At 56.8% G+C, this 14,575-nt stretch carries 12 protein-coding genes and 1 pseudogene; 3 read left to right on the top strand and 10 right to left on the bottom strand.

The window, feature by feature from the left end:
- Positions 1 to 69: 69 nt before the first annotated feature.
- Positions 70 to 1,659, top strand: coding sequence for a DUF726 domain-containing protein (locus MSNKSG1_RS18650; protein WP_008937739.1), 1,590 nt, complete (start codon positions 70 to 72; stop codon positions 1,657 to 1,659).
- Positions 1,660 to 1,891: 232 nt separating this feature from the next.
- A pseudogene (locus tag MSNKSG1_RS19575) lies at positions 1,892 to 2,233 on the top strand (AMP-binding enzyme); the annotation flags it as partial.
- 22 nt (positions 2,234 to 2,255) lie between these two features.
- On the opposite strand, the gene MSNKSG1_RS19685 reads toward MSNKSG1_RS19575, so the two are convergent.
- Entirely contained in the window at positions 2,256 to 2,477 is a 222-nt protein-coding gene (locus MSNKSG1_RS19685) for a RidA family protein (RefSeq protein WP_008937737.1), read from the bottom strand.
- Here MSNKSG1_RS19685 and MSNKSG1_RS19245 point away from each other — a divergent pair.
- Entirely contained in the window at positions 2,406 to 2,555 is a 150-nt protein-coding gene (locus MSNKSG1_RS19245; RefSeq protein WP_169331927.1) for a hypothetical protein, read from the top strand. The genes MSNKSG1_RS19685 and MSNKSG1_RS19245 overlap by 72 nt on opposite strands.
- A 93-nt stretch (positions 2,556 to 2,648) precedes the next feature.
- On the opposite strand, the gene MSNKSG1_RS02870 is transcribed toward MSNKSG1_RS19245, so the two are convergent.
- From MSNKSG1_RS02870 to MSNKSG1_RS02830, 9 genes are read right to left on the bottom strand one after another with little or no spacing between them, the layout of a single operon-like run.
- Positions 2,649 to 4,550, bottom strand: a complete 1,902-nt coding sequence (locus MSNKSG1_RS02870) for a sigma-54-dependent Fis family transcriptional regulator (RefSeq protein ID WP_008937736.1) — start codon at positions 4,548 to 4,550, stop codon at positions 2,649 to 2,651.
- 21 nt (positions 4,551 to 4,571) lie between these two features.
- On the bottom strand, positions 4,572 to 5,207 hold the full coding sequence (leuD, locus tag MSNKSG1_RS02865) for a 3-isopropylmalate dehydratase small subunit (protein WP_008937735.1): 636 nt from the start codon (positions 5,205 to 5,207) through the stop codon (positions 4,572 to 4,574).
- A 1-nt stretch (position 5,208) separates the two neighbouring features.
- A complete protein-coding gene (gene leuC, locus MSNKSG1_RS02860) occupies positions 5,209 to 6,618 on the bottom strand; it encodes a 3-isopropylmalate dehydratase large subunit (RefSeq protein WP_008937734.1) in 1,410 nt (469 codons plus the stop codon).
- A gap of 14 nt (positions 6,619 to 6,632) precedes the next feature.
- On the bottom strand, positions 6,633 to 7,040 hold the full coding sequence (locus MSNKSG1_RS02855) for a hypothetical protein (protein WP_008937733.1): 408 nt from the start codon (positions 7,038 to 7,040) through the stop codon (positions 6,633 to 6,635).
- Positions 7,041 to 7,047: 7 nt separating this feature from the next.
- Complete coding sequence (locus MSNKSG1_RS02850) at positions 7,048 to 7,638, bottom strand: isochorismatase family protein (RefSeq protein ID WP_008937732.1); 591 nt, start codon at positions 7,636 to 7,638, stop codon at positions 7,048 to 7,050.
- The gene (locus MSNKSG1_RS02845) at positions 7,638 to 9,509 is read right to left on the bottom strand and encodes a hydantoinase B/oxoprolinase family protein (protein WP_008937731.1); all 1,872 of its coding nucleotides are present in this window, start codon (positions 9,507 to 9,509) and stop codon (positions 7,638 to 7,640) included. The genes MSNKSG1_RS02850 and MSNKSG1_RS02845 overlap by 1 nt, the downstream gene beginning before the upstream one ends.
- Before the next feature lie 4 nt (positions 9,510 to 9,513).
- Positions 9,514 to 11,586 carry a hydantoinase/oxoprolinase family protein gene (locus MSNKSG1_RS02840; RefSeq protein ID WP_008937730.1) on the bottom strand — a complete coding sequence of 691 codons (2,073 nt, stop codon included), beginning with the start codon at positions 11,584 to 11,586 and terminating at the stop codon, positions 9,514 to 9,516.
- A gap of 39 nt (positions 11,587 to 11,625) precedes the next feature.
- On the bottom strand, positions 11,626 to 12,894 hold the full coding sequence (locus MSNKSG1_RS02835) for a DUF1329 domain-containing protein (protein WP_008937729.1): 1,269 nt from the start codon (positions 12,892 to 12,894) through the stop codon (positions 11,626 to 11,628).
- Between the two features lie 19 nt (positions 12,895 to 12,913).
- On the bottom strand, positions 12,914 to 14,563 hold the full coding sequence (locus MSNKSG1_RS02830) for a DUF1302 family protein (RefSeq protein WP_227497937.1): 1,650 nt from the start codon (positions 14,561 to 14,563) through the stop codon (positions 12,914 to 12,916).
- Positions 14,564 to 14,575 lie beyond the last annotated feature (12 nt).

The raw sequence follows: 14,575 nt of genomic DNA, 5'->3' as shown, positions 1-14,575 counted from the left end.
AATTTTTTCAGATCGAGCAAAGAGCCACACTGACCCCATCGGAACTACAATAAATCAACGGAGTGGCCCATGTTCGATAAAATAAATGACAAGCTCAATCAGGCTAAAACAAAAGCTAGCGAAACGTTCGAAAAGAGTCGAGAGCATGCGTCTAAAGCCTATGAGGCCGCTTCCGAACAAGTAAAAAGCCGGCTAGCTGAACCCGAGTCCGTTCAGGCATGGTGCTCATGGTGCGGAAACCATACTGAACATGTTCGAACTGTCGAACGAACGGTTGGTCGTTCCAGCTACCAATGCTGCGGATGCAATTTCCCGACTGCCTTCTGTCGCTACTGCGAAAACATGGCGAAAGCATCAAGTCTAGATGTCAAAAACAGTGATTTGTCTGGCGGTTCTAAAGCCGGAAAAATTTCAAAATTTTTTACAGATAACTGGACCAACGAATTTTGTTCCGAGCACGACGGCACTATCCCTGACTTCTCAAAAGCTCACGATAAAATATCGGATCTCTCCGAGTTCGACGAACTCATGAAACCGAGAGTGACGAACTATTACGATATCGCAAAGAAGACTGTCGCCATCACAGGTGGAGCCGCTGCTATAGGCACGGGGGCTATTCTCGCCGCACCGGGTATCGCAGCTGCTATAGGTACCACAGGCTTGTTGGGCGCAGCATCAACTGGTACGGCTATCTCTTCCCTATCAGGAGCAGCTTTAACCAGTTCAGCCTTGGCTAATCTCGGGGCGGGCGGTCTCGCGATCATTACTGCGACCGGAGCGGGACTCGGCGGGAAAGCCGGGTTTGGTATTGCGCACAATTATTTCAAGGACATTCCAGACTATAAGTTCGTTCGCCTTCGAGAGCGCAGCGCATCAACGCCAGACAAAAACCATTGTGTCATCGTTGTGAACGGTTGGCTTTCAGAGGAGGAGATTAAAGATGTCCGTAGCGAAGAGTGGCTCGAAGCTTGTCAAGACTGGCTCAAAGGTCTGAGGGGAAAAGGCGATTACGGTACAGAAGAATTATGGCACTTGAATTGGGAGGCCGAGAATCTTCACAAAGTCGCACGATGGGGACAAACCTTCGGAGTTAACGGAACATCCGCATTAACGATTGCGAAAGCTATGGCGCGAGGCTCGAAAGCGGCAGCGACTACCTTTGGCAAAGGCGCTGGTGCCCTATCAGTTGCTCAACTCGCGGTTAATAATCCGTGGCACCCAGCAATGCTAAAAGCGGAAAAGGCGGGAGCACTTTTAGCAGAAGCGATTGCTAGAACAGAAGGTAAAACCTTTACTTTAATGGGCCATTCTCTTGGCGCGCGGGTCATCTTTTTTGCATTAATGGCCCTAGCAACCAAAGACAAACAGTTCGTAAAAAATGCAGTACTTATGGGAGGAGCAGTTGGGAGGGAAGAGACTGAATCATGGTTGGCGGCGTCATCATCTGTATCCGGATCAATTTACAACTGTTTCTCCGAAAATGACGGCGTACTCCAGTTTGCTTACCAACTTGCAGCCGCTGGCACATCTAAACCTGCTGGCTTGGGTAAGGCTGTTCCGGTCGCCATGAATGTCGACTGCACTGAATTCATTTCCGGCCACACGGTTTGGAAAGACAATTTACCAAGGGTTCTTGATCGCATATCCAAGACCCAGTAAATGTAGTGGCCTCAGCTTCGCTGAGAAGTTTTCCAGGGCAAAGGTCTGCAAGGACGCAAACCTTATCTCTTAACTTTTTAGCATCTGAAAACTATGATGCGCTACCCAGCGTTTGAGCCCCCAGTTGGAAAAATTCAAAGTTTTACTGATAAAACCCAATCAGTGCGTAGTTTGTTCCTCCCTCACTTAAAATTTGCATGTGGACTTACCCCGATACGCATGACACACCCCAGCCTCCATGGAGCCCGACAACACCATCACAATCAAGGACCGGATCAAGACCGGCGGTGAGTGGCTGTCTTCACTGGATCTAGAAACCTGATCAGTCAGCGCCCTACGGTCGCCGATGCTGGCGTGCCCGATGAAAAATGGGGCGAACGCCCACACGCCCTGGTCAACCTGAAGCCCGGTGAGCAGGCCAGTGCCGAGGATACCCATAACCACCTGGATCAATTCGTGGATAGCGGCGCAATCAATAAACGGACGATCCCCGAAACCAATTGATTTCGTGGAGGAAATTCCGAAGACCAGTATTGGCAAGATCAACAAGAAACTGATTCGGGATCAGTTGCAACAAACCCTTGATTGCCACCCGGTTAAGACCGGGTGGCAATCACATCCAACTCAACCATCAATTCTGGCAAGGATAGTGCGGAAACACCGACCGTCGTATCTGCAGGCCAAGGTTTGTCAAAGTAACGTTCCCGCATCTTTATGACACTTTCAAACTGGTTCATGTCGATAAGATGCCCAGTGATCTTGAAAATGCAATCGACGCCCGGCCCTTCAGCATTCAGTCCGCGCCCGATGTTCGCCATTGCCTGATCAATCTGGGCATCAATATCCCCCGGACCAAGGATCTACCCACTCTGATGAATCGTTGCCAGGCCCGATAGCAATATCAGATTTCCCACACAGTGGCCTTGGGTAATGAAGAAGTTTTCAAAGGGTCGGGGTCAAGGTGAATCGCTTCTGTACCTATTGTCAGATCATTCTCCAGATCGATCGTTGCCCACTACACGAGGATCTGCACTCATCTGCTTCAGTCGACGCCAGAGTGTGGTCTGGCTGATGCCGAGATACTCCGCTGCTTTTGTCTTGTTACCACCAAAACTATCCAGCACCTTCAAGATCTCCTCCTGCTCAACGGACTGGAGATGGCCGCCCTCGGCAAAGCCGGCATGGCCACGATCGGTCGCCTCGAATAATTCGGGGGCCAGGCTTTGAAGCTGGGACGCGAATTGTTCCGTTGAAGTGTAGAGCGTGGAAGACACCAGCAGTCGCTCCATAAGATTCTCAAGCTGGCGTACATTGCCGGGCCAACGATAGCGCCTGAATCTCGGAACCAGAACGTCTGCAAGAGCATCTTCATCGGCATCGATGCCGTATTGCCGGCCAAGTGACTGGATAAAGTGACGGGTCAGGGGCTCAACGTCGTCCGGGCGCTCACGCAACGGCGGCAGGTTTACGATAAATACATTAAGCCGGTAATAGAGATCTTCCCGGAAACGGCCGGCGCGAACCTCCTCCATCAGGTCATGATTGCAGGCAGCCACGAATTTGATATTGAGGGCGATGGACCGGCGAGAGCCCACCGGCCGAACTTCCCGCTCCTGAAGTACCCGCAACAATTTAGCCTGCTGGGGCAGGGGCAAAGAGTTGATTTCATCCATGAAAAAAGTGCCGTTGTTGGCATTTTCCAGCAACCCGGATTTACCACCACTTCGCGAACTTGTGAAAGCCCCGTCAGCATAACCGAACAATTCTGACTCAAAAAGTTCACTGGGAATGGCCGCACAGTTAATCGCGACAAAAGGTCCTTCTTTATTGGCGCTGGAATCGTGAATCATCCTCGCCGCGAGCTCCTTACCTGTCCCGGTTTCCCCTCGCAGTAGTACTGCGCCCGGAGTCGCACCGTAAACTTGAAGAAAATGCGCGACCTCTGCCATGCGACCGGACTGGTATATAAGTCCGCTGGTCTTAGCTTCAGAGCCGGGTTTGCTCTGAGGCGCGGCAGTTAGGGCATACAGGTGCCCCACTCGCCGGCCATCGATTTCAAAGGCGCTCTTCTGGACTTGGCACAGCCGGTCTCCGACCTGAATACCCTCGGCAACCGTATCTGGTATTTGCAGAAACCGACTATCCAAAAACCGATCGATGCGCTTATTGCGAGCCAGTCCCCTTACCAGATTCAGGGCACTTCGGTTAAATCCGATGACCTGTTCGTCCCGGTTGGTAACGATTGTTGGACTGCTTGCAGTATCCAAAAGGAACTGTACAAACGCTCGGCGTTCGCCTTCGCGCTTGTGCTCTCCGGCGACGGCGATCGCCTTGCGAACCATGTGTCGACAGGATTCCCGGGAGTAGACCATGACAAACGGCAGACCTTCTTGCTCCGCCAGATCACAGATAAAGCTGGAGCCGATCACTACACCGATGCCGCCTTTCTCGACACCATGGAAGGTCTCCCGGGCATCCTCTGCAGTCTTGTAGGTACGGTGCTCGATGTCGACACCTTCCACGTAATCGAGAAATTCAGTCCAGGTACTCTGGTGCTCGTAGGTCAACAGAAGAATCTTGTTGCTGATGTGCCTGGCCTTGAGCACGGCATTAACCAGATCGGACTGCCTGAGTTCCAGCGGCACCACCGGGACAGGCAGTGTGTCTTTCAGGTAGTGCGCATTGGCCCCCGCGCTGATAAACACATCCACCGCATCGTGCTCTACAAGGCGCCGTGCAGACATGAGGGCGTCGTTGAAGATGCTGTCAATGATGACAATCTCGGCAATGGACTGAAACTCCGGGATCAGGGAGTGAACCATCTTGCTGAGCTTGGAGTTGCCGATCAGACACAACTTGACCCGATCCGCTTCGGCATTATTGAACTCCATCATCCCCTCCTCAATACGGTTCTACTCAAAAAGCCAGGGCTCCTGGGTTCTTCGCTTAGCCTCGTAGGCCTGAATGGACTCAGAAAAAGTCAGGGTGCGACCTATCTCATCCAGACCGCTGAGGAGGTTCTCCCGCCGACCTGATTCAATCACGAAATGCCAGGTTTTCTTCGGACTGCGAATCTCGCACTGCTCCAAATCCACCGTCAGTTCTAGACCGTCCGTGTCGCTGGCCAACTCGAACAATTCGTCAATGGTTGACTCGTCGAGTATTACCGGAAGCAGACCATTGTTAAAGCAGTTGTTAAAGAAAATATCGCCAAAACTGCTGGCAATAACCACTCGAACCCCAAAGTCCTTTAAGGCCCAGACCGCGTGTTCCCGGGACGAACCACAGCCAAAGTTCGCCCTGGCCAGCAGGATGGAAGCACGGTCATAGGGCGCCCGATTCAGAATGAAGCCGGGATCCGGTCTGCGGTCCGAGACAGGGGTTTCCACATCACCCGGGTCCAGATATCGCTCATCATCAAAGAGGAAGTCTGCAAACCCGGTTTTCTCCAGCATTTTAAGATACTGCTTGGGCAAAATTGCGTCGGTGTCGACATTCGACCGGTCGAAAGGAGCGACCAGACCGGTGTGTGTTTTGAACGCCTCCATCCTACACCTCCCTCACATCGGTGATTTCGCCCGCCAACGCAGCCGCAGCGGCCATCAGCGGACTCATCAGATGAGTCCGACCGCCCTTGCCCTGCCTGCCTTCAAAGTTCCTGTTAGAAGTGGAGGCACAGCGCTCGCCAGAGTTAAGACGATCATCATTCATACCGAGGCACATTGAACATCCCGCCTCCCGCCACTCGAAACCAGCATTTCGAAAAATCATATCCAGACCTTCCCGCTCTGCCTGCAGGCGAACCTGGCCAGACCCGGGAACAATCAGAGCCTGCTTCACCGACCGGTGCACTTTCTGTCCCTGCACCAGATTAGCGACGGCTCTCAGGTCCTCCATGCGGGCATTGGTGCAGGAACCAATGAAAACCTTGTCGATTGACAACCCCTTGAGGGGGCGCCCGGGCTCAAGCCCCATGTAGTCCAGAGCCCGCCTGGCCGATTCCCGCTTCTCCGGCGCCAGCTGAGAAAACTCCGGGGTTTTGCCATCAATACCGCTAACCATCTCCGGGGATGTGCCCCAGGTTACCTGCGGCACCAGGGCTTCCAGCGGAAAATGCTCCTCGCGATCAAAATCTGCCTCCGCATCAGAAACCAGGGTGCGCCAATACTCACGAGCCTGGTCCAGGCGTTCGCCAACTGGCGCCTGGGGTCGGCCCTCCACGTATTGTTCCGTCACCCGGTCATAAGCAACCATGCCTGCCCGGGCACCGGCTTCAATGCTCATGTTGCAGATGGTCATGCGCCCTTCCATGGACAGGTTACGAATGGCTTCACCGGCGTATTCAATGGCATATCCGTTGCCGCCAGCGGTCCCTATACGCCCGATCAGCGCCAGAATCAGGTCTTTTGGGGTCACCCCGAAACCTGGCTGACCTTCGAACACCACTCGCATGTTTTTCTGTTTCTGGGTCCGCAGGGTCTGGGTGGCCAGCACATGCTCCACCTCGCTGGTACCGATGCCCATGGCAAGCGTAGCGAAAGCGCCATGAGTGGATGTATGAGAGTCGCCGCAAACGATGGTCATGCCCGGCAAGGTCAGGCCCTGCTCCGGCCCCACCACATGTACGATCCCTTGCCGGGCGTCTTCCAGTTCAATCAACGTAATACCGAATTCCTCGCAATTACGTGACAGAGTTTCCACCTGTTTTCGCGCAACACGGTCGGCGATACCGGCAACGCCGAGCGCTCGTTTCCGGGTTGGTACGGCATGATCGGGCACCGCTATATTGGCCAGAATTCGCCAAGGCTTTCTACCAGCCGAGCGCAGGCCGGAAAAAGCTTGGGGCGTGGTTACTTCGTGCAGTAAATGACGGTCTATGTATAGCAACGCGGAACCGTCAGGCAGTTCATCCACCAGGTGGCGCTGCCATAGCTTGTCGTAGAGCGTACGCGCAGCCATGTTTGTTGCCCTCGTTATTGGCGTTGCACAAAAGCCTGAACGGTCTCCCAGTCAAGCCATTGATAGAGTTCCTCACCCCTGTCGGCGTCCAGACGGTAGCCGCACCAGGTTTCGAGCTTACCTTCCTGAAGTGGTTCGATAATGCAGTAGGGGCGTGCGCAGTCGGGTTCGCTTAATCCAGCCGCCAGCAGACGTTCACGGGCCTGGTTAAGCTGCCGCGCGGCCTCTGCCTGGCCAGCCTGATCTGACTGCGCCAAAGCGCTAACGTTCTCCTGAAATCCATTCACATAGGCCTCGCGGTAGGTTTGACAGGCCTGCGGATCGGATGAGAGCCGTTCCAGAAACGCCTGCCGGTTACTACCGATTTCCTGGGCGGCGGGTGTTGCCGCGCACCCTCCGAGGAAGGCCAAATAGGCGGCCATCACCGCTCTAGTCAAGAAGCGCGAGCAATCCGCTGAGAGACATAACGTCCGCATATTTGATCCCCAGATCCCGCAGGTTCGCCTCGTGGGCGTCAGAATCCCTGTCTCCAACCGCTTCCCGCGGGATCAGGGTCCGATAGTTATGCTGAAGGCTGTCCAGCGCCGTGGCACGCACACAGCCACTGGTTGTCAGACCCGTAACCACCGTTCCGTCCACGCCAGCAGCCTTGAGCCGGTCATCCAGATCGGTGCCAAAGAATCCGCTGGCCCAGTGTTTTACGAGGACCGGCTCGTCGCTCCGGGGTTGCAGTCTTGAGTCGATCTCCACGAGCCCGGAACCGGCTTCCAGCACGTTGAGTGCCGGCAGCTTCTCCCGGAATACCGAAGCCTGGGATGGCTCCGAATACGCGACGGTGGTGAAAAAAACCGGCCAGCCGCGTTCCCGGAAACGTTCAAGCAACACCCGGTTGGCTTCAACCACGTCGTCAGACTCGGACGCCAGTGGGCTCCGTGAAGGGTCAGTAAAGCCGACGCTGAGATCCACGAGGATCAGCGCATAGCGCTGTCCCCGTTTCAGCACATTTGACGGCAGGGCCATCAGTGCACCCCTGCGGTGTTCCAAACCGGCGTTGCCGGCGCGGGCAATCCCGTCTCAGCTTCACACCGAGCCTTGATCTGCTCAATGGTGCCACCCCTTGAGAACAGGGCGTCGGTATCACGACTGCCGGCCATCTCTGTGCGCAAGGCCTCGGTGGCCGACTGGTCAATCGCGCCTTTAGCATCCAGGACCACACCATAGCGACGGGCACCCTCAACGCTGATCAGCCCTTTGACCACGTCGGTTGCCACTGCCGCCGGGTCCCGCTCCAGGGGGTTCCCCCAACCGCCGCCACCCCAGGTGTCAAAGACAACGAGATCGCCTGTTTCCACCTTGATATGGTCGCACTTGGACGGCAGTACCCGGCGTTCGCCGTTTGCCTTCACCAATTCCTTCCGGCTGCGCATACCGGGGTCGCCCCCGTTAACGCCCCAGGGGTAGGTCAACCAGCGATCATCGTGGATGGAAATTTCTCCGTCTGCCAGCAAACGATACCCTACGCGTATGCCGTTGCCGCCGCGGTGTTTGCCGGCACCACCAGAATCGATGATGGTTTCATAGGTTTCGATGCGCAGCGGGAAGTAGGCTTCCACGAATTCGTTGGGTACGTTGGTAAAGCCGGGCCAAAGACTGTGGCCATCGGGGCCATCGCCAACCGGCCGGCCGGGAATACCACCGAAACCGATCTGGAACAGCTGGAACCACTCGCCCTTATCATCGTAGCCGGAATACATGAAGTGCGGTGAATCGGAGAAGCCCGCAGCACTCATCGCGTCAGGCGTGCCTTGGCCGAGCAGCCCACCCATTACATCAAAGATCCGGCCCAAAAGATGGGTACGGCAGGACAGCGCCGCGGGGAAGTTCGGCTTGAGGATGGAGCCTTGGGGGATACGCACTTCCACCAAGTCATAGAATCCGTCGTTGAACAGGATCGACGGATCAAACAGGTTAATGGTGAAAGCCCCGAAAAACATCTTGAACATTTCTTCGTTGAGGTAGAAGTTCACTGATGACGGCGCCTGGGGATCGGTTCCCTCAAAATCGAAAATCGCCTTATCTCCCTCGCGCCACATTGTGCAACGGATGGTGTACGGACCAATACCCGCACCATCATCGCAGATATAGTCCTCGAAGGAGCGTTTGTCCTCCGGTACCACATTGCGGATGATTTCGCGCATTGCGATGTAGTTTCGCTCCAGCATCATGCCCAGGGCACTGCTGAAGACGTCATCCCCGAAGCGTCCCGCCAGTTCGACACATCGGCGCCCAGCCGTCCGGCACGAAGCGACAATCGCGTTGAAATCCGAACGATTCCAGCGCGGCATCCGAACGTTGTGAAGGATAAGTTCCAGCACGTCGTGGTTCAATTCACCCTTCTTATAGATCTTCACCGGCGGAATACGGATACCTTCCTCGAATATGGTCTGGGCGTCGGTGGGCAGACTGCCGGGAACCTTGCCTCCCACATCGGACATGTGGCCGAACATGGCAGCCCAGTTAATCAGACGACCATCCTTGAACACCGGCACCAGCACTAGCCAATCCGGCAGGTGGCTGACTGCTCCGTCACACATGTAGGGGTCATTGGTTAGGAAGATATCTCCGTCCTCAATCTCCCCGTTATAGGATTGCATGAAACCAGTGATGAAGGAGCCGAACTGACCCACGACCATCTTGCCTTCATGGTTGGCGATCATCGGGAAAGCGTCACCCTGCTCGCGGATGCCGGGGGACATGGCGGTCCGGAAAAGGACTGCATCCATCTCATTGCGGGCGTTCGCCATGGCGTTCTCGATGATGTCGAGTGTCACGGTATCCACGTCGACCTTTTGCAACGGGGTGCTGTTTGGCTGAATGATATTTGCAGGCATACTATTACTCCTTGCCCTGGCGGCCGACAGGTTCAATCAACAGGTTGCCCACCTTGTCGACTTCCGCTTGATAGCCCGGAAAAACGACGGTAGTGGAATCCATTTCGGTCACGATGGCCGGACCAGGCACGATGTGCCCGGGGCAGAGCCGCTCGCGATCGTAGAGGGTGGCGTTGTGGTCGGCGCCCTCAAAGTAGATCGGGCTTTCACCATTAATGGCATCGGCCAAATCTGTCGCCTGAGAGGACCACTCCCGCTCGGTAATATTCGGGCGCGGTGCACGGGCGATAGCGCGCAGGTTCACCAGTTCGTGTTCCTCGTCGAGCGAGAAGCTGAACAGCTGCTCGTGCTCTGCATCGAAGGCGCTCTGGAGCAAGCCAAGGCCCTGTTCCCGCAGGGATTCCGGCGAAACATCCTGAGTCAGAAGCAATGCCTGGCCCTGATACCGCACATCCGCCTGCCAGGTGATGGTCTGCTGGTCAGCGGGGATATCCTGCTGCTCCAGCGATTCGCTGACCTGTCGAGTGAGGCCTTCCAGAATGGAAACCACCCCACCCTTGTCAAGCTGAGAGAACCCCTTAATCAACGAGCGGGAAGCCTCGTCTTTGACCCGGGTTGTGGCATCACCGTAGGCGCACAGTACGCCGGGCGACGGCGGCACGATAACCGGCCATGCATCCATCAGGATACCGAGCGCGTTAGCATGCAAGGGCCCAGCACCGCCGAAACCACAGAGCGCGAATTCCCGAGGATCGTAACCCTGCTCCACGGAAATCAGCCGCAGGGCACCAAACATATGCTCATTGGCAATCCGGACAATGCCTTCCGCAGCCTCTTTCAGCGGCACACCCATGGCATCCGCCACTTTCTGAACCGCCGCCTCGGCCAGGTCCTTGCGGATTTCCATGTCGCCACCCAGCTTCTGATTGGCGGGCAGGTACCCCAGAACGACATTAGCATCGGTTACAGTGGGCTGCTCACCGCCCTTGCCGTAGGCCGCCGGACCCGGCTCTGCGCCGGCACTGTCGGGGCCCACACGGAGCGCTTTGGTCAGCTCCGGCACGAACGCGATGGAACCACCACCGGCACCTACGGTCCGAACATCGACCGATGGCGCACGAACGGCCACATCCCCGACTCGGGTTTCCCGGCGAAGGCGGGCGTGATTGTCCTCGATCAGCGCTACGTCCGTGGAGGTACCGCCCACATCGAAGGTGAGCACTTTGTCAAAGCCGCCCCGGGAACAGAACCAGATAGCCCCCGCCACACCTCCGGCGGGGCCGGACAGGAGCAGGTTGACCGGTGTGTAAGAGGCCGAGTCACAGGTGGCCAGACCACCGTCGGAGCGCAGGATCGAAAGCTGCACCTCATCAGCTAGACGAGCCTGGATTTCCGCTTCGAGATGATCCAGGTAGCTGGACACCTCCGGACGCACGAAGCTGTTAACCACCGTGGTTTCTGTGCGCTCATATTCCTGCATTTCCGGGACGACCCGGGAGGATAGTGATACCGGGATACCCGGCATCACTTCCTCAGCGATCTCGGCTATCCGCTCTTCGTGGACACCGCTGGCGTAAGCGTTGATAAGTGACACCGTCAGCGCTTCAATGCCAGCTTCACGCAACTGTTCGAGTTTCGCCCTTATATCGGCCTCGTCCAGCGGAGTGACCACCTCACCACCGGAGCTAAGGCGCTCGGCCGCCTCCACCGTGTGTTCCAGCGGTGCCAGCAGCGGCTGCTTATTAAAGATAACCCAGCCGCCCAAACCACCAGGCACAAAGGAGCGGGCAATGTGCAGCACCTGTTTGTAACCCTTGGTAGTCACTAGCCCGACCTTGGCGCCCTTCTGGGTGAGGATCGCGTTGGTAGCAACCGTGGTGCCGTGCATCACCGAACGGATTTGCCGGGGGTCGATGCCCGACGTCCGGCAGATTTTCTCGATGCCGTTCAGGACCCCCACAGAGGAATCCGAGGGGGTGGAGGGCACCTTGGCCGTATAGGTGGCACCCGTGTCATCGTTGATAAGCAGAAGGTCCGTAAAGGTGCCGCCCACATCAACCCCAAGTCGAAAGCTCATACTACTCTCCTGACAAAATTGATCGGTTTCGAGCGCGCACTAGCGGACCGCAGCCTGTTCCAGTTCACGCAAACTTATAGAATCGCCATCGAAACCCGGCGTGTTGAGTTTGGCGCTCGGGGCCAACACGAAAATGGTGGCGTGGCGTCGCTGGTAGTCGATCGTGAAGCCCGCATTGGAGACAATGCCCCGGTCACCGTCCTCGGTCTTGATGGTGCGCAGGTCGTAGTTCATCCACTTCCAGAACTCGCCTTTACGATCATAGACGTCCGCCATGTAAAAGCGCGGGAACTGGGTGTCCATGTACATTACTTTTTTGCTGTACGGATGCTCCGGCGGAGTAACAGCCTCAATCACCCACACTTCGCGTGGCTCCCACTGGTCCTTCGGGTTCCAGTAGGGCGCATGGTCAAGATCCACGATCGGAAACTGAGCGGCACTCCCGGAAGCGTCCGGGGCCCAGGCGCTGGTCTGGCTGTTTGCCACCACCAGCACCTTGCGTTTGCCCAGCAGCTTGTACTCCGGATACCAGGTCGGATGCGCGTTGAAGATCTCAATATCGTCGTTCAGCTGATCGGTGCCGCCGATCGGGTCCATCCAGGTGCCACCGGACAGCCGCCGGGTCCGACGCACGGACTTGATGTACGCCCAACTGTCGTCCAGTTTCGGGCTGTCATAGCGGATGGTGAACAGACCCAAGCCCCGGATATCCGCCGGATAGGTGGCGTACAACAGCTGCTTCCACAGCACGTCGCCGTCGCCCTCAACGGTTTTGTCCTCACCCAGGCGGCCTTTCATGTAATAGCGACGCAGCACCCAGTTCTGGGTTCGCTCCAGACCCCGCTCATCGTCGATGAATAGGTAGGCGAACTCCGGGTAGTCCTGGAAGTTCTTGATGGGCTGGGCCACATGGTGGTTCCAGATCAGCTTCTCGGCAGCATTAGGAGTGTCTTCCGTCACGTTCGGAAACGGAATGCCAGCCTTCCAGCCCTCCATCATCCGGGTATCCGGGTTGTAGGTGACGGTGCCTGCGTATTTCTCTGTGGCGGCCAGGTAGTCCTTGCCCAACTGAATGGGCTCGGGGTCCTTCAGGGTGATAATCAACCCCTCGTTTTTTATCAGCCGCTTTTGCACATCTGTCAGCAGACTGTCGATGGTGTCACCGTGAAAGGTGTCTGATAGGCGCTGGTCCAAGTTAGCGGCGCTCAGGGTGTCGCCGGCAGACAGCTCAGCCGCGGACAGCATTCCGGAGCCGGCCATGAGGCCGGCGGCCAGGGCGAAAGTCTTCAGAGTACGGATAGTTTTCATTGTTGTGCTCCTCACGTCGTCAGAACTGGTAGGTCAGGCGCGCCAGCAACTGGTCGTTGCCGGAGAAGTAGCCGAACAGATTGGTGTCGTTAAAGCCCTGCAGCGGCTTTTCCTGATCGGTCCGGTGGAAGAACACGTCGGCCTCAAACCGCACCCGCACGTGATCGCCGTAAGCTAGCTCCACCGCTGGAATGACAAAACCGCCGCCGTAGGTCAGGTCAGAACCCACCGCCAGGGAAGGGTTGATCTGATCGTTGGCGTAGTTGGTGGCCAGGACCGCCGTGGCAATGCTGCTGAATTCCTTGGTGGCACCACCAAACCCGGCAAGGTTGACCAGTTGCTCTTCCTTGTCGAAATTGGTGATCCAGTTATTGAACAGCTGGACGGTAAAGAACGACGGTCGGCTGGTGCCCAAATAGCTCTGGAGATCCAGCTGCTTGTCGATCCGGAACATGGACCGGAACAGGTTTTTCTCGCGAATGCCGCAGAAGCCGGGGAAGAAACCGCATCCCGGGCCTTCTGCGATGCTCTCTATGCCCACGTTGTAGGGCGCGTTCGGGATGTAGGCCAGCTCAGTGCTGAACACTAGGTCCGGACCCGCAAAGTAGTTGTTGGCGGTTACGCCGAACACGTCAATGTACGGGTAGATGAATTCGCCCGCCTCCGTTGCGCCGCCCTGGTAGACGCCCTCGTAGGGGCCGGTCTGCAGCTGCGGCTGGCCCGGGTTGGTGGCCGGGTTCGGGTTTACCACGGGGTTCGGATTCGGTCCGTGGAACCAGCCCAAGGAGTAACCCCAGTCCCCCAGCAACCCGTTCCAGCGAAGACCATAGGAGTCGTCATCCATGTCCGCACCCGGGTGGTCGTAGTTGTACCGAACGTTGGCTCCGAACGGCGCCGATGCGAAGGTAATACCCTTATTCGGGTTGTTGGCCCAGCGGCCGCCTTCCACGTCGTAGCTATTGCCTCGATCCTCGTGGTCATTGAGCTGTCCGGGGATGTAGATTGCCTGCAGACTGGCGTCTAGCTGGTCAAAGCGCTGCGTGATGTTCACCATGTTCAGGGGTTTGCGCAGCTCCTCGTTCTCCGGCTCCAGGAACGACCGCCAGCGGAAGTCGTAGCCGTGCACAACATCCAGCAGTTGGAAGAAATCGGTCTCGCCCCAGACTACCTGCTGACGTCCGATCTTCAGGTTGGTAGTGTCGGTCACGTCGCCCTGGATCCAGAACTCGCGGAGTTCTTCGTCGTCGTAGACGTCATCCCGAAGGTTTACGCTGGACCCACTGGCACCGCCGGTCGCAGCCCACTCATCCATCACTTCCTGAAGGTCCTTGCCATAGCTTGTGGGGGACTCCCTGGACACGCGCCCGGTGATTTTCATCCGCCAGTTGCCGAAATCACGGTACAGGTCCAACTTGCCGACGGTCCGCGCCATAGACAGCGAGTAGCGGTAGTCATCCCTCTGCTGTCCGTCCGGGCCAATCAACGTCGGGTTCTCCAGGTTCCAGGACAGGTATTCACGGAGATAACCGCTGACCTCCCAGTCTTTGGTCAGCCAGTCATCCGCTGCTGCCGCCGTCTGTGCACCCAGCGTGCCTGCCAGGACGCCCAGGGCCAGCAGCCGCCGTTGCCAGCGAAGGGGGGCCGTTGCTTTCTTTTTGTCGATCTTCATATCGGTTCCCAT

The organism is Marinobacter santoriniensis NKSG1 (assembly GCF_000347775.1).
Taxonomy (GTDB): domain Bacteria; phylum Pseudomonadota; class Gammaproteobacteria; order Pseudomonadales; family Oleiphilaceae; genus Marinobacter; species Marinobacter santoriniensis.
This window is presented reverse-complemented; position numbering and strand designations above follow the sequence as displayed.